15 protein-coding genes are annotated in these 15673 nt (G+C 60.7%); 1 reads left to right on the forward strand and 14 read right to left on the reverse strand.

Annotated features, from left to right (window positions below; genetic code table 11):
- Positions 1-13: 13 nt before the first annotated feature.
- The 7 genes from yfaU to CWM54_RS17670 form a co-directional block, all read right to left on the reverse strand.
- Positions 14-817 carry a 2-keto-3-deoxy-L-rhamnonate aldolase gene (gene yfaU / locus CWM54_RS17640; protein WP_100681039.1) on the reverse strand — a complete coding sequence of 268 codons (804 nt, stop codon included), beginning with the start codon at positions 815-817 and terminating at the stop codon, positions 14-16.
- Between the two features lie 14 nt (positions 818-831).
- Positions 832-2121 carry an MFS transporter gene (locus tag CWM54_RS17645; RefSeq protein WP_100697997.1) on the reverse strand — a complete coding sequence of 430 codons (1290 nt, stop codon included), beginning with the start codon at positions 2119-2121 and terminating at the stop codon, positions 832-834.
- 42 nt (positions 2122-2163) lie between these two features.
- Positions 2164-3369, reverse strand: a complete 1206-nt coding sequence (gene rhmD, locus CWM54_RS17650; RefSeq protein WP_100681041.1) for an L-rhamnonate dehydratase — start codon at positions 3367-3369, stop codon at positions 2164-2166.
- Positions 3370-3379: 10 nt separating this feature from the next.
- On the reverse strand, positions 3380-4165 hold the full coding sequence (locus CWM54_RS17655) for an IclR family transcriptional regulator (RefSeq protein ID WP_100681042.1): 786 nt from the start codon (positions 4163-4165) through the stop codon (positions 3380-3382).
- 204 nt (positions 4166-4369) lie between these two features.
- The gene (locus CWM54_RS17660) at positions 4370-5566 is read right to left on the reverse strand and encodes a nicotinamide mononucleotide deamidase-related protein YfaY (RefSeq protein WP_061153807.1); all 1197 of its coding nucleotides are present in this window, start codon (positions 5564-5566) and stop codon (positions 4370-4372) included.
- Positions 5567-5668: 102 nt separating this feature from the next.
- The gene (locus CWM54_RS17665) at positions 5669-6211 is read right to left on the reverse strand and encodes a YfaZ family outer membrane protein (RefSeq protein ID WP_061153806.1); all 543 of its coding nucleotides are present in this window, start codon (positions 6209-6211) and stop codon (positions 5669-5671) included.
- A gap of 273 nt (positions 6212-6484) precedes the next feature.
- Positions 6485-7438 (reverse strand): Rpn family recombination-promoting nuclease/putative transposase, encoded by a 954-nt coding sequence (locus CWM54_RS17670; RefSeq protein WP_061153805.1) that lies wholly within the window; start codon positions 7436-7438, stop codon positions 6485-6487.
- Between the two features lie 137 nt (positions 7439-7575).
- On the opposite strand from CWM54_RS17670, the gene nudI reads away from it, so the two are divergent.
- Positions 7576-8001, forward strand: coding sequence for a nucleoside triphosphatase NudI (nudI, locus tag CWM54_RS17675; RefSeq protein ID WP_074387952.1), 426 nt, complete (start codon positions 7576-7578; stop codon positions 7999-8001).
- Positions 8002-8056: 55 nt separating this feature from the next.
- Here nudI and menE read toward each other — a convergent pair whose 3' ends face one another.
- The 7 genes from menE to CWM54_RS17710 form a co-directional block, all read right to left on the reverse strand.
- Positions 8057-9433, reverse strand: coding sequence for an o-succinylbenzoate--CoA ligase (gene menE, locus CWM54_RS17680; protein WP_100697999.1), 1377 nt, complete (start codon positions 9431-9433; stop codon positions 8057-8059).
- The gene (gene menC, locus CWM54_RS17685) at positions 9430-10395 is read right to left on the reverse strand and encodes an o-succinylbenzoate synthase (RefSeq protein ID WP_100681044.1); all 966 of its coding nucleotides are present in this window, start codon (positions 10393-10395) and stop codon (positions 9430-9432) included. The genes menE and menC overlap by 4 nt, the downstream gene beginning before the upstream one ends.
- Positions 10395-11252, reverse strand: coding sequence for a 1,4-dihydroxy-2-naphthoyl-CoA synthase (gene menB / locus CWM54_RS17690; RefSeq protein ID WP_022066040.1), 858 nt, complete (start codon positions 11250-11252; stop codon positions 10395-10397). The genes menC and menB overlap by 1 nt, the downstream gene beginning before the upstream one ends.
- Before the next feature lie 14 nt (positions 11253-11266).
- Positions 11267-12025: a 2-succinyl-6-hydroxy-2,4-cyclohexadiene-1-carboxylate synthase gene (menH, locus tag CWM54_RS17695; RefSeq protein ID WP_100681046.1), complete on the reverse strand. Its 759-nt coding sequence runs from the start codon at positions 12023-12025 to the stop codon at positions 11267-11269.
- Positions 12022-13692 carry a 2-succinyl-5-enolpyruvyl-6-hydroxy-3-cyclohexene-1-carboxylic-acid synthase gene (gene menD / locus CWM54_RS17700; RefSeq protein WP_100698001.1) on the reverse strand — a complete coding sequence of 557 codons (1671 nt, stop codon included), beginning with the start codon at positions 13690-13692 and terminating at the stop codon, positions 12022-12024. Before menD ends, menH begins: the two co-directional genes overlap by 4 nt.
- An 82-nt stretch (positions 13693-13774) precedes the next feature.
- Positions 13775-15064: an isochorismate synthase MenF gene (gene menF / locus CWM54_RS17705; RefSeq protein ID WP_100698003.1), complete on the reverse strand. Its 1290-nt coding sequence runs from the start codon at positions 15062-15064 to the stop codon at positions 13775-13777.
- A 135-nt stretch (positions 15065-15199) separates the two neighbouring features.
- Positions 15200-15661: a GNAT family N-acetyltransferase gene (locus tag CWM54_RS17710; RefSeq protein WP_100698005.1), complete on the reverse strand. Its 462-nt coding sequence runs from the start codon at positions 15659-15661 to the stop codon at positions 15200-15202.
- Positions 15662-15673: the final 12 nt, after the last annotated feature.

Below are 15673 nucleotides of genomic sequence, written 5' to 3' on the forward strand. Positions count from 1 at the left end.
CCGCCATCAATAGCTAATAGCTCGCTTTCTCCTGCGGCTGGGCGCTGACAGCTTTAAACATCGCCAGCCGGCGGTCCAACGCCTGGGTATACAGCATGGTATCCACCCCGACGGCGACGAAGTTGGCCCCCCAGGCAAGGCATTTTTCCGCCATCGCCGGGTCGACCGCCAGAAATCCGGCCGCTTTCCCCGCCGCGCGAATGCGCCGGATGCTCTGCTCGATCACCCGCTGCACGTCAGGATGGCTGGCATCGTCCGGGTGACCCAGCGAGGCGGAGAGATCCGCCGGACCGATAAACACCCCGTCAATGCCGTCAACCTCGAGAATCGCGTCCAGATTCTCCAGCGCGGTTCGGCTCTCAACCTGAATCAGCAGACAGAGTTCGTCATTCGCCTCCGCCATATAATTCTCCACCCTTCCCCAGCGCGCCGCTCTCGCCACGCCGGCGCCAACACCGCGGCTACCGATGGGCGGATAACGGGTCGCCGAGACCACTTCCCGCGCCTGCTCGGCGGTATCGACCATCGGCACCAGCAACGTTCTGGCGCCAATATCCAGCACCTGTTTTATCAGGCTGCGGTTGCCCTCGACCGGACGAATGACCGGCTGGCTGGCGTAGGGGGCGATAGCCTGGAGCTGATGATAAAGGTCCTGAATCGTGTTCGGCGCATGCTCGCCGTCGATCAGCAACCAGTCGTATCCCGAGGTCGCGGCGATCTCGGCCATGTAGGAGGAGGTCGAGCTCAGCCACAGGCCGATTTGCGTCTCGCCGCGCAATAGTCCCCGTTTAAAGGGGTTAGATAACAGTGCGTTCATCGCGATTCCTTAAATTAATGCTGTACGCTGCCGCGCTGGGGGACCGCGCGGGTGAGGCTTAATGAGAAGATGATGATCACTCCGACGATAGCGACGCCGGCCAGAGTTAACAGTCCGGCGGCGCTGCTGGCGAACAGGGTTTCGGCCTGCACGAGCACGATCGGCGCCAGAAAGCCGCCGATAGCGCCAAAGAGGTTAACGAAGCCAATCCCGGCGGCCAGCGCCGTGCCGGACAGCAGTTGCGTCGGCATCGTCCAGAAGACCGGCTGCACGGCAATCACCCCAACCGCCGCCACGCACAGCGCGATGATAGCCAGCACCGGCGCCACCAGTCCGGAAACCGCAATCCCGACCGCCGCCGCCAACAGCGTCAGCGCGGCAATATTGCGCCGCTCGCCGGTGCGATCGGAGTAGCGAGGGATAAGCCAGGTGCCAAACAGCGCTGCCACCCACGGGATAGCCGTCACCACCGAGGCAACGAAGCCAACTTTAGTGCCCAGCAGCGCAGCAACCTGGGTGGGCAGGAAGAAAATCAGGCCATAGACCGCCACCTGAATGGTCAGATAAATCAGCGCCAGCTGCCAGACCCGCCCGTTACGTAATGCATCGGACAGGCGCGAGGTGATCTTTTTCTCCTCCTCACGCGCCAGCTCGCCGATCAGCGCCTGTTTCTCCTCCATGCTCAGGAAGCGGGCACGCTGCGGCGAGTCGTCCAGCCAGAAGAACGTGAACGCTCCCGCGGCGACGGCGAGCAGGCCTTCAATCACAAACATCCAGAACCAGCCAGGATGGCCCATCAACCCATGCATCTCCAGCAGCGCACCGGATAAAGGCGATCCCAGCGTCAGGGCCAGCGGTGCCCCCATATAAAACAGCCCCATAATGCTGGCGCGGTTTTGCTGGGGAAACCACTGCGAAGTGAGGTAGATCATCCCGGGAAAGAAGCCCGCCTCCGCCGCGCCAAGCAGGGTACGCACCAGAAGAAACTTCGCTTCAGTGTCCGCCCAGGCCATCGCCGCCGACAGCACGCCCCACAGCAGCGTGGTGCAGCCGATCCATCTCCTGGCGCCAAATTTGCGCATCAGCAAATTGGCAGGCACCCCGAGAAAGGCATAAACCACAAAGAAAATCCCTGCCCCCAGCGCGTAGGCTTCGTTACTGAGTCCGGTATCGAGCTGGTACGTCTCCTTGGCAAAACCAATATTGGAACGGTCAAGAAACGCCAGCACGTACAGCGCCAGCATAAAGGGGATTAAGCGGGCGCGGTTTTTCTTCACCACGCTCTCCAGCAGAGTGTTACTCATCATAATATCCTCAGGCGCGGGCCGCCCGGCGGCCCGATGCAATCAGTGTTGATAAGGACGCTTCAGGTTGCAGTCGCGATTGAGCTCGACGCCAAAACCGGGTTTATCCAGGACCGATTTATGAATGCGCCCTCTCTCCGGCACCGGCTCGCCGAGCAGGATCGGGTCGAACTGCGGACGCAGCGTGGCGCAGTCCGGGCTGGTCATCAGAAACTCGCTGAACGGCGTGTTGGTGAAGGTGATCACCGCATGATGTGAGTACACCGACGAGCCGTGAGGCACCACCAGCTGCCCGCGCGCTTTGGCGATGGCCGCGATCTCCACCAGGGTGGTTAAGCCGCCGCACCAGCCGACGTCGGGCTGCATAATATCGATGCCGGTTTCCGACAGGGTGCGGAAGGACTGCAGTGTGCCGTGGTGCTCGCCGCTGGTCACCATCATCCCGGCCGGCGCCTGGCGCTTCAGCTCGCGATAGCCTTCATACTGCTGCGGCGGCAGGCACTCTTCGATCCACTTGAGGTTATAAGGGGCACAGGCATGGGCAAGTTTGGTGGCATAGTTAACGTCCTGGCTCATCCAGCAGTCCAGCATTAACCAGAAATCCGGGCCGCACTTTTCACGCATGTCAGCCACCATGGCGACGTCTTTGCGGATCCCGGCGTCACCATCGTGCGGCCCCCAGTGGCTGGGCATTTTACCGCCGATAAAGCCCATCTCCTGCGCCAGGTCCGGACGCGCGCCGGTAGCATAGAACTGAATTTCGTCGCGCACCGCCCCGCCCAGCAGTTTGTAGACCGGCAAGCCGACCACTTTACCGAACAGATCCCACAGCGCCAGGTCGACACAGGAGATGGTGTTCATCACCAGGCCGCCGGATCCCGCGTAGTAAAGGGTGGCGTTAAGCATCTGGTCATGGATCAGCTTGATATCGCTGACGCATTTGCCTTCGATAAAGCGGTTGAGATGTTTTTCCACGATAAAGCAGCCCATCTCCCCGGCCGTCGACACCGCAAAGCCGGTCTGTCCGTTGTCGGCTTCCACTTCCACAATCAGCGTGCCCAGCACGTTGATGCCAAAAGACTGGCGGGACTGCTCATACTCTTTATATTTGCTCATCGGGGTGGCGATATGATCGTCAATCCAGTGGTTAGCCCCCTGGTCGTGGTAATCGCCGCCGCCGGCGCCCTGCTCTGCCGTCGCGCCGCCAATAAACCAGGCGCGGACATGTTTAATTTTCGGTAGGGTCATGGTGTTCTCCTTATGATGAGGCGTGTTGTTCAAAGGGGCTTTTCCACCCCAGCAGACGGGAAATATCTTTCGCGCAGGCAATCGCCTTACCGGCCAGATAATCGCGATTGTCTTCATTGATTTGCAGACGGGTGCCCACCACCGAGATGGCGGCGGTCAGGTCGTTATTGGCGTTAAACACCGGCGCGGCCACGCAGCGCACATCGGGATAGTCCTCGCCATTATCAAAGCTCCAGCCTCGGGCGCGAATGCGCCCCAGCTCCTCCCGCAGCTGTTGAGCATCGGTGATGGTCGTTGGCGTGGCCCGCTCCCATTGCAGGTCTTCGATAATCGACGCCTGAACGCTGGCGGGCTGCCAGGCCAGCAAACATTTGCCGATCCCGGAGCGGTAAAGCGACAGGCTCTTACCTTCGTGCGAACGCACGCTAATGGTGGCGGGGGATTCAATTTTCAGAATGTAGTAGGCGTTACCCTGATCGATGATGCCCAGATGGCAAAGCAGGCCGCACTCGTCCATCAGCCGGGTGAGGCGCGGACGCGCCAGCTCGCGCAGGTCCATTTTGCTCAGCGCCTGCCCGGCCAGCTCCACCAGCTTGGTCCACAGGCAGTAGTTATCCTGATTATCCATACTGATGAAGCGCTGTTTTTTCAGCTCGCCCAGCAGCAGATAAACCGTGCTTTTCGGGATCCCCAGTTCGGCAATGATGGTGGCTGCGCTGCAGGGGCCAATGCGGCTGATTAAATTGAGGATCTCAATCGCGCGGGTCAGCGCCGGGACTTTCGTTGATTCCAACATACTGGACTCCAATCCTGAATACTGGAATCAGTGTTGCGATTGTGCGGGCGGTAAAGTGTGAGCGATATCGCGGGGCAATCGTTTTCCCGTATGCTGGACCATCCGCTGTAGATTATTGCGACTTAACGCACAGAATTTTTTCAGGAGAGTACAACAGGCTGGACGACCGACGCCCCGGTAAAACCAGGGCGCCGGGGGAATGACTTACAGCGAGAGGGAATCCACCACGTTAATCCAGCCGTGTTCGCTGGCCAGCGGTTGACCATTCAGCCAGCGACGCAGCATATTTAATGCCATCATGGCGCAGACTTCCTGGCGTACCGCCAGGCTGTGGCGGGTGACGCTAAACTTCACGCGCAGCGCGAAGGTGCCGTCAGGGGTGGCAAGGGCCACATTGAGGTGATTGTTCTCCTGGCCGCTCACCGCCAGGGCCAGACCGGCAAAATGGTTTATGCGCCGCTCGGCCGCCCAGCGAGCCGCCTGCGCCAGCGTCTCCTCCTGCGCCGGGACCACTTCGCTGGCCAGCAGCGGCGCACCGGCGCGGGATAGCTGTAGCGCCAGCAGGCCGCCGGTAAACTGCTCGCTGAGCGTCAGACTTAGCTGTCGCTCCTGCAGGCAGCGCGCAATCTGCGCCGGTAATCCTTCTGTTCCTTCGAAAATCAGGCTGTCGCCAGCCACCTTGCGGACTTCCGGCCACAGGGCCAGCATAGCGTCGCGCTGGTCAGCCGGTCCGGTTAGCTTGAGTTCAATAATCGGCATCGACGAGCGGTAGCCCATCACCACGCCCGGGGGCAGCGTCAACGGATTGAGGCTTTGCGCCAGCTCGCTCTCCGAGCGGCCAAAGGTGGTCAAACGCAGGCATACCGGTGGATCTGGCAGCGTAAAGCGCTGACGCAGACGCGGTAAAATCTCCTGCTCGACCATCACCTTAAATTCAGAAGGTACACCGGGGGTGAAAAACATCAGGCAGCGGTTGAGCTGGATAGCAAAGCCACAGGCCGTGCCGACCGGGTTATTGATCATCTCGGCGCTGGCGGGGATTTCCGCCTGCTTGCGGTTACTTTCCGCCATCGGCCGCCCGCGTTCGGCAAAGAAGCGGGTTATCGTCTCCAGCCACTCCGGATGCAAAATAAGCCCTTCGCCTTTCGCGGTAGCCGCGGCCAGCGCGCTCAGGTCGTCGCTGGTCGGCCCGAGGCCGCCGTTGACGATCAGCACATCGGCTTGTTCGCTGCGTTCGCGCAGAATCGCCACCAGCGCATCGAGATCGTCACCGACGGTATTGCGGCGCGTTAACGGTAACCCCTGATTAAAAAAGAAATCCGCCAGCCATGCTGCATTGGTATCAACGATTTGACCATGCAACACTTCATCGCCAGTGGACAGCATTTCCACATTCAACATTGCTCACTCCTTGCCTGCCAGATGGCAAATACTATAACGCAAAGCGGGATGCTGACGAGGAGGAAAATCTGGCGCGGCAAGAGGATACCGCGCCGGAGGAGATTAGAAGCTGGCGCTGGCGCCGATGTACGGGCCGTCGGCGATGGTGTTATCGCGGTTGCCATCTTTGCCCGCCAGGTTCAGATAGCGATAGCCTGCCTGGATGCTGAGCGGACGCATGATGGTCCAGCTGGCGCCGACGTTAGCTTCCTGATAGCTGTCAATGCCGCTGGAGAGGGAATCCGGAGAGTAGTAGTAGTCGCCGTACAGGCGGAAGCTGTCGCCGATTTTCCACTGCAGGCCGCCGCCGACCGCTGCCGCATAGCCTTCATCGCCCTGTTTCGGATTGGTGTAAACGCCTTTGCCGCCTACGGTCGCGAGGAACGGCCCCAGCGGAATATTGAGTCCCAGGCCTAAACCCGCGGCGTCGCCGTCGTTATCGCTGTGCAGCCAGTTACCGGAGATGGCAAGGCCGGTAGACTCCGTGCCAAACCCGACGCCAAGATTGGTGTAATGCTCGCCTGCTTCACCGGTAACGCTAATCGCATGGGCCGCGGAAGAAACCAGCATGACGCCAGCCAGCGCCATAAAAATGCTTTTTTTCATTATTTACTCTATCCAGAAAATTAAAATCAAAGAAGTCCCGAAAAAACCTGAAAATTCTACTGCGCACCCGTCAGGAATCAATGACCTGGCGAAATGATTTTTCACAAGAGTGTAACCAGGTGCGTTTTTTTACGGCATCGGGCGTTGCCAGAATGACGAACAGCCCATTCAGCGCCATGAATATTCATGTTTATTATGATTAACGCTGATGCATTGACGAAAACAGGGAACTGACGCCGCACGATCGGCGCGGCGCGGTTGAAAAGGAAATAATTAATGCTGCAGCAGAGCCAGGCGCTCAGGTGCCAGACCGGTCAGTTTCGCTACCAGGGGCAGGTCAAGCCCGTTAGCGATCATCGCCCGGGCGATACGCTCCGCGGTCTGCTGCTCACCTTGCTCGATACCCTGCTCGATACCCTGCTGTAGGCCTTGTTCGAGGCCTTGCTTTAACCCTTGCTGATGGCCGCGATCTTCCAGAAACTGGGCAATATTCATGAGCGTCTCCTTATGCGGCCGCCGGGGTACGCTTTGCGCAAGATGGCGCAAAAAAGCGACCGGATCGGCGGCATTTCCTGCCTGTAACAGATAGTGCAGCAGCGTCTTTAGCTGCCTGCGGCTAGTGTATCCCAGTGCTAACAAGCTGACCAGTTGCTCGTGCAGGTCCATCATGTCACGCTGGCGAATATGCTTTTGCAGTAGCTCCAGCATCGCGACTCGCCGGTGGCGCATGATTTCATTGTCCGGAGTGGTCGTGATGTCGATTACGTGAAAATCCTTGCTATAAATCTGTCGCGCAACGTCCGGATCGGCAAAGCCTGCCAGCCAGCACATCGGGTAAGGCCAGGGCGAAACGCTGCCATGATAAAACAGCAGAGGGATAACCAGCGGCAGCTGCGTATGCCCCTTATCCAGATGGCGCTGCATCGCGGCGATGGCATAGCGCATCAGGCGAAACGCCATGTGGCGGTCCGCTGAACTTTGATGCTCAATCAGCAGATAGATATAGCCCTCACCCACCTGGGTGTGTAGCGAATAGAGGATATCGGAATGACTCGCCCGTAGCTCATCGTCAATAAAGCTCCCTGACTCCAGTTGCAGCGTATTCAGGTTGCATAACGCGCGCAGCGGTGCGGGGAGATGAATGTCAAGGAAGTCCTTTGCCGTCGCCCGGTGCGACAACAGGTGTTTAAATACGGCGTCATGCGGGGAATGGGGCGCCCTTTCCATGGCGAAACTCCATGCGATTATTTTCACCTAACTTAACACCCAACAGGGCCAGGGCCGCATTTCGCTTGCGGTTTACCGAGGCGGCTCGCAAACTATTTCATCGGCATACCGCCCCACCCCTGTGAAGGAGAAAAACCATGCGCCAAAGGACGATTGTTTGCCCGCTTATCCAGAATGAAGGCCATTATCTGCTCTGCAAAATGGCCGCCGACCGCGGGGTTTTTCCCGGGCAATGGGCCTTATCCGGCGGCGGCGTGGAGCCAGGGGAGCGTATTGAAGAGGCGCTGCGGCGGGAAATTCGCGAAGAGCTTGGCGAAAAACTCATCCTTACCCATATCGCGCCGTGGAGCTTCCGCGACGATACCCGCGTAAAAACTTACCCCGATGGTCGGCAGGAAACGATCTATATGATCTACCTGATCTTCGACTGTGTCAGCGCCAATCGCGACGTGACGATCAACGAGGAGTTTGACGAATACGCCTGGGTCAAAGCCGAAGATCTCAAAAACTACGATCTTAATGCCGCCACCCGCGTTACTCTCAGCCAGAAAGGGCTACTTTAGTCCAGCATACCGCGTTCAACCCACCCGGCGTTATGTCGCGGGATATGGCGGGTGGCTACGATACCGTAGTATACGTCTGCTGTCTGGCCCACTCGCGCAGCGCCTGGCGGGAAATCTTAATCCCACCGTTCTTTAACGTGTCCGGCAGCCGTAGCCAACGCACTGGCTGCTGAAAGCGCGCTAACCGCTCAGCGCTCCATGTCGCCAGCACGCTCAACTCGCAGCTGTCATCGCATTCCACCACCGCGACCGGGCATTGACCGTATTCGACATCATCCAGCGGTACAATGAACGCCTGTTGTACCTGCGGATGGGCGAGTATCACGCGCTCGACCTCTTCCGGTTGAATACCTTCGCCACCGCTAAAAAAAAGATTATCCAGTCGCCCAACAACCGTCAGCCGACCATTGTGTAACTCCCCGCGATCGCGCGTCGCAAACCAGCCTTCATCATTGGTTAATGGCAATAGCTGACCATCGCGCCAGTAACCCGCCGCCATACTCGACGCCCGCAGCCAGATCTCGCCGGCGACAATTTTCACCTCCCGCCCCGGCAGCGCTTCGCCCACATCCGCCTCGCCGTCGGCCTCTTTGGCACAGACCGTGGAAGCGAATTCGGTGAGGCCGTAGCCGCAGAAGCTGCGTATCCCCTGCGCTCGCGCCCTTTCGGTCAGCTCGACGGGGATCGCCGCGCCGCCAAGCAGCACCGCCTTGAGGGAAAGCGCAGCATCAGCATTCATCAGGCGCCATAGCTGAGTCGGTACCAGTGAAGCATGGGTACAGCCCAGCAGCGCTTGCTCCAGCGGTTGTCTATCGCGCACCGTCAGCCGCGCGCCAGCCAGCAGCCAGCGCCAAATGATCCCCTGCCCGGAGACATGAAACAGCGGCAGCGACAGCAGCCAGTCGTCTTCTGCGGCAAACGGCATCAGCGCCAGCACGCCAGCGGCGCTAGCCAGATGGGCGCTGGCGCTATGTACCGCCGCTTTCGGCAAGCCGGTTGAGCCGGAGGTCAACGTCATCGACACCAACCGTTCGCCATGCCAGCAAAGGGCATGGGCGCCTTCGGCCGCCTGCAGAGTTAACGCGGGTAAATCCCCCGGCAGCGCAGCGCCGTTAAGCACCAGCTGATGCTGGACGGTTAACGCGGGCAGCAGCGCCTCCAGCAACACCGCCGGCAGCTGCGGATTCAGCGGCAGCACCCGCGCGCCGCACTGCAGCAATGCCAGCCAGGCGAGTAGCGTCTCCGGCTGGTTGTAGGCCCGGAGCGCCACGCCCTGACCTTCCATAACGCCCTGCGCGGCAAAGCCGGCCGCCAGCGCGTCAACCTGCGCGCATAGCTCACGCCAGGTAAGTAGCCGATCGTTCAGGCGTAACGCCTGCGCCTCACCGCGTAACTGCCGCCAGTGGCGCCAGGGCCAGTCGGAAAACATCACAGCAGTGGCTCCAGCGCATCAATGTCGATCATCGGCAGCGTACTTTCCGGCCACGGCCGTACCAGTTGGGCGCTCATCAGCGCCAGGGTGTCGAGTCCGGGGATGGTCTGCGGCGTCAGCCAGGCGGCAACCCGCGCCAGCTGGGTTAACCCGAGGCTGGACTCGATTGACGAGCTAATCACCGCGCTCAGCCCCAGGGCGTGTGCCGCGGCGACCTGTTGCTGGACCTTTTGTAAGCTGCCGGTCAGCGTCGGTTTGATGACCACCGCACGCACGCCAGGCTCGGCGACAAAGCGGAAATCCGCCTCGCGCAGGCTTTCATCCCAGGCGATAGCGATCCCCGTCTCTCGGCTAAAGGCCCGCGAGTCCTCCCGCGTTTTGCAGGGTTCTTCAAGAAACGCAATGCGTTGGCGATACGCGGGATTGACGTATTTGGCGAACTGCTGCGCTTTAAGCGGCGTCCACGCCCGGTTGGCATCCAGCCGCAGCTGGAGATCGGGGATGGCTTCCAGCAGCAGATTAACCACCATGCCGTCGCGTACCGCCTCCCACAGCCCCACTTTCACCTTAGCGACTTTCTCGCCGGGCATCGCCGCCAGTTTGGCGAACAGCTCATCCGGATCACCGGAACAGAGCGGCGCCGCGCGATAATCCGCTGCCTGCGGTAGTTCGCCGTAAAGCTCCGCCTGCGCGCAGCTAATACCAAAAGCGACAGAAGGCAGTGTGGGAAGCGGCGGTTCCGCGCCGTCGCGCCAGGGCTGCGCCCACGCCAGCAGCGCCGTTTGCGCGTCTTCCAGCGTCTCGTCACTGAATCCCGGCAGGGGAGAAATTTCCCCCCAGCCTTCGCGTTCATCCTCCTGCAGGCGGATGAACAGCCCGTCGCGGGTTTTTAACCGCCGTTCGCGTAGAACCACGCCCGCGTCCATTGGTATCTGCCAGCGGTAAACCTGCGAAACGCGCATTATGGATTCCGTTTAAATTTGCTGAAGTCCGGCTGACGTTTCTGGTTGAAGGCGTTGCGCCCTTCCTGCCCTTCTTCCGTCATGTAGAACAGCATGGTGGCGTTGCCCGCCAGCTCCTGCAGACCGGCCTGGCCGTCGCAGTCGGCGTTCAGCGCCGCTTTCAGGCAGCGCAGCGCCATTGGGCTGTTTTGAAGCATTTCACGACACCAGCGCACGGTCTCTTTTTCCAGATCCGCCAGCGGTACCACGGTGTTCACCAGCCCCATGTCCAGCGCCTGCTGGGCGTCATACTGACGGCACAGGAACCAGATTTCGCGTGCTTTTTTCTGCCCGACGATACGCGCCATATAAGAAGCGCCCCAGCCGCCATCAAAAGAGCCAACTTTTGGCCCGGTCTGGCCGAAGATGGCATTGTCCGCCGCGATGGTCAGATCGCACATCATGTGCAGCACGTGGCCGCCGCCGATAGAGTAGCCGGCCACCATCGCCACCACCGGTTTCGGGCAAGTGCGGATCTGGCGCTGGAAGTCGAGCACGTTGAGATGGTGAACGCCGGAGTCGTCCTGATAGCCGCCGTAGTCGCCGCGAACTTTCTGGTCGCCGCCGGCGCAGAAGGCTTTCTCGCCTTCACCGGTCAGCACGATGACCCCGATATTGTCGTCATAGCGGGCATCCGCCAGCGCCTGAATCATCTCTTTGACGGTCAGCGGGCGGAAGGCGTTGCGCACCTGCGGACGATTGATGGTGATTTTGGCAATCCCGTCAGTCGATTTTTGATAACGAATATCGGTATAGCCTTCTGAGCAATCGTGCCATTCAACGGGGGCGTAAAGCATTGCTTCATCAAGAGAGATCATAGAATGTCCTTCAGTTAACTTGCCAGAATCTGCGCCAGACAGGCAATCACCGCGGCGGGGTTGTCCCGGTGCGCGTTGTGTCCGGCATGGTGAATGATATGGGTATCGGCAGCGAGCGCTTGCGCGATGGCGCGAAACTTCGCGTCGCGTTCGCCGCAGAGGTAGTGAAAAGGAAAATCGCGAGCCTGCAGAGGCGCGCGCAGATCGGCCTGCCCGGCAAGGGAGGTTGCCTGCAGCATCGCCGCCAGCGTGGCGCCGTTATTGCGGCTACGTAAGGCAACCAATGACGCGCGCTGCACCGCATCCAGTGAGGCAAAAACCGGTTGCTGATACCAGTCGGCGAAGACCTGCGCTAACGGTTCGCGGCGAAAACGTTCTGCCCAGGCGCGGTCATTGCTGCGTCGCGCCAGCCGCGCCTCTTCATCCTGCAGGCCCGGGTGTCCGCCCTCGACAATCAGCCCGCGCAGTCCCGCACGCGGCTGGCAGGCGAAGTTCATCGCTACGCGGCCGCCCAGCGAGTAACCAATCAGCCAGTAGCTAAGGATGTTGTAACTATCAAGCGTACCCTGTAGCAGAATATTGACCCCGGCAAAGTCCTGTACCGCGATATCCGCGGAGCCGCCGTGGCCCGGCAGATCGAGATACAGACGCGGCCAGGCGGGAAAAGCGTCACCCACTTCACGCCACTCGTCGCGGTCGCCGGAAAACCCGTGCAGGAACACCAGCCAGGGATAGCCCGGCTGCCCGCCCTCAACCACTGCGTTTAGCGTCACAGGCGGCTTACCTGCGCCAGCAGCTGCTGGAGAGTCTGCGTGCCGTCGGTCTCGTTAACCGCCAGCTCAATCACCGTCGCCCCCGCCCTGCGCCAGGCGCCGGCTAGCGCTTCATCCAGCGACTGCCAGTCATCAGGGCAATGATAGGCCAGGCCGAACATCGCCGTCGCGTGGCTGAAATCAACATCCTGCGGCATTAAGTAGAACTGGCGACGCTCGTCCTCCGGCGTCGGTAGCATGGAGAAAATCTGTCCGCCGTTGTTATTCACCACGATCAGCACCAGCGGCGCCGACGCCTGGCGCAGCAGGGCCAGCGAGTTGAGATCGTATAAGGCCGACAGATCGCCGACGATCGCCAGCGTCGGCCGCGCACTGGCGCGCTGCACGCCGGCGGCGGTGGCGATTAAACCATCAATCCCGCTGGCGCCGCGGTTGCTGTAAACCGGATACCCGGCCGGTAGCTGCGCCAGGGCGTCGATCAGGCGCACCACCAGGCTGTTACCGACAAACAGTTGCCCCTGCTCCGGCAGATAGCGCCGAATACGCTGCGCCAGCTGCGCTTCGCCAAAAGGCTCATTGCTGGCAACCGCCGCCTCCCACGCCTGATGGGACAGCTCAGGGATCACCGTCGCCCACGGCTGACGTTTTTCCGCCGGATGCAGCTCAAGCCAGCGCTCAACGCTGGCGAGCAGACGGCGGCCGCGGTGCTGCGCCGGGTCGAGGCGGCCTGGCAGATTATCCACCAGCCAGTATTCATCCGGCTCGCAGGTGGCCTGCCACTGGAGGACGCGTTTGCCGGTCAGGCTGCTGCCGAGCTGCACCACGATCTGCGCCTGTGCCAGCTCGCCGACCGCTTTACCGTTGCCCAGCCACAGGTCGGCGCACGGCAGCGGCTGCCCGGTTTGCGACAGGACATCGCCAATCAGCGGCCAGCCCAGGGTTTGCGCCCACTCGGCCACTTTTTTACCTTCAGCCGCGCTCATTCTGCCCGCCACGACGACGCCGCGTTTTTGCCGCCAGAAGAACCAGTCGCGCTGTTTCTCACTCTCCATCTGTAGCGCCTGACGCAACCAGGGTTTATCGCTCTGCCACCAGTTGCCGAGCTGCTGCTGCCACTCCACGCCGGTCTCATCCATATCGCCATACAGCGGTTCGGCGAACGGGCAGTTGATATGCACCCCGCCGGCGTGCAGCTCGCCCAGCGCCTGGTCGATGGTCGAGACCAGCCAGCGGGCAGGAATATCCTGCGAGGGACGTGGCAAGGAGATCGTTTGCGAAGGGTGAGAAGCAAACATCCCCGGCTGGCGGATCGCCTGATTGGCGCCGCAGTCGATCAGCTCCGGCGGGCGATCGGCGGTCAACAGGATCAGCTTTTCACCGGTCAGCCCCGCCTCAATCAGCGCCGGATAGAGGTTCGCGGTGGCGGTGCCGGAGGTGACTATCACCGCCACCGGCTGCCGGCTGGCCTTCGCCAGGCCGAGCGCCAGATGGCCGAGACCACGTTCATCGAAATGGGTGTGATGGATAAAGGCGCGGTTTTCCGCCGCCGCCAGGGTTAAGGGTGTCGAGCGCGAGCCCGGCGCGATGCAGATATGCTGCACGCCATGGCGCGTTAAAGCTTCCAGGATCACCGCCGCCCAGCGTCGGTTAAATGCGCTTACTGACATGAAATTGTCCGGTATCAAATATTGATGCTAAGTATAGATAAGGCAAAGTGACGACGTTTTGATATGCATCGTCATTCCCGCCTTATGGACACAGCAGCGAGCGCAGCCCGGCCGCTTTGTTGTCAATCTCCTGCCACTCCTGCTGCGCATCGGAGCCGCTGACGATCCCCGCCCCGGCATACAACCGCAGGGTGTCGTGGTCCACTTTCGCCGAACGCAGCGCCACGCAAAACTCGCTTTGCGCCAGCGACAGATAGCCGGCGGACCCGGCGTACCATTCGCGGGCAAAGGGCTCATGGCGCTGAATGAACGCCAGCGCCGCCCGACGCGGCAGGCCAGCCACCGCGGCGGTGGGCTGAAGCTGCAGCAGACAGCGGCTGTCGTCAGGCTCCGCCAGCTCGGTCCAGATACAGCGTCTGAGATGCTGTACCTTACGCAGCCTCACCACCTGCGGCGGCAGGACGTCCAGCGTCGAGGCCTCACTCTGCAGGCGCTGGCAGATATCCTCCACCACCAGCATGTTTTCCCGCTGGTTTTTGTCGTCTTTCATCAACCAGTCGGCCAGTTGCTGCGCCTTCGCGTCTTCCTGATGGTTCGCGACGGTCCCCGCCAGCGCTTCGGTGCGCAGCAGCGCGCCGCGCCGGCGCCACAGCCGTTCCGGCGTGGAACCGAAAAATGCTTGCCGGGCATTGAACGCCATCAGGAAATGAAAACAGTTAAGATTGCTGCGGCGGCTGGCCGCCATGATGCTCACGGCGTCCAGCGGGGCGGCAAACTGCAGGTCGGTTGCCCGCGCCAGCACCACTTTATCCATCTCACCGGCACTAATCGCTCGGGTCGCTCGCGTGATCATTGCCTGCCACTGAGGATAGTCGGATGAGTGGCGCTCGCTCAGCAGCGGCGGTATGGCGCCGGGTGTCGCCTGGGCGGTGGTCAGGCTGGCGAGAAAATCGCACGCCGTCGCGGCATCGTCGCGCAGAGAGATATCACTGTGGAGTACCAACCGCAGCACGGCCCTACCGCCGCACCGACGCCACTCCAGACGCGGCAGCACCAGGCTACCCTGCTGCGGTTCAAACGCATTCAGGCCGCAGATGCGCAGATCCTGCTGCCCGGTCTGGCGTAAAAAGCGGTTGGCCGCGTCGAGCGAGGGAAAGGTTTTTACCGCCCCCAGCGTCGCCAGCTCTTCATCGCCATTGCGCTGCTGCCAGTAAAACTGCGGCCACTGCGTCTGCTGGCCACACCACAGCAGCGGATCGAAGGCATCATTCAGCGGAAAGGTAATATCGATAATTCGCGTGCCGGGCGAGTCAGGCAAAGACTCACCCAGGCCGTCTTGCAAACGGGCCAGCGCAGTGGAAACAGACAGCACGCAAACCTCCACGGTAGTAAAACCCCACATTATAAGGGGTTCGACGGCGGAATAGCAGTACCCATGACGAGGGAGCGGATTTTATATTACCCGCCCGCCAGGCCAGAATCGTATTCGGACGCAGGAATTAAGGGGTCAGACAGCGCGGTTTTCTCGCGCCATTCCGATGTGGGGGATGCCGTCCTCATCATAGACCTCGGTCACTGGCGTAAAACCGAAGTGGGCGTAAAAGGATTGCAGGTGTGCCTGTGCCCCGAGGTAAATTGCCTTTTGTGGCCAGTGCTGCTGACAGCTGGCCAGCGCCTGCTCCATCAGCTGATAGCCGAGCTTCTCACCGCGGGCGGTCGGGCTGACGATGACCCGGCCAATCACCACCGGCGCAAACTCCTCTTCGCTTTTGAGGATCCGCGCGTAGGCCAGCAGTTCGCCATCGCGCCAGCCGAGCAGATGGCGATTTTCACCGACCAAATCATCGCCGTCGACATCCTGATAGGCGCACTGCTGCTCCACGACAAAGACTTCACTGCGCAATTTCAGCAGCGCATACAGCTGGGGAATGGAGAGTTCACTATGGTGGAGATCCTGCCAGGTCATCATCTGTAGCTCCTT

Source organism: Klebsiella sp. D-Nf1, assembly GCF_002810515.1.
Classification (GTDB): Bacteria; Pseudomonadota; Gammaproteobacteria; order Enterobacterales; family Enterobacteriaceae; genus Klebsiella; species Klebsiella variicola.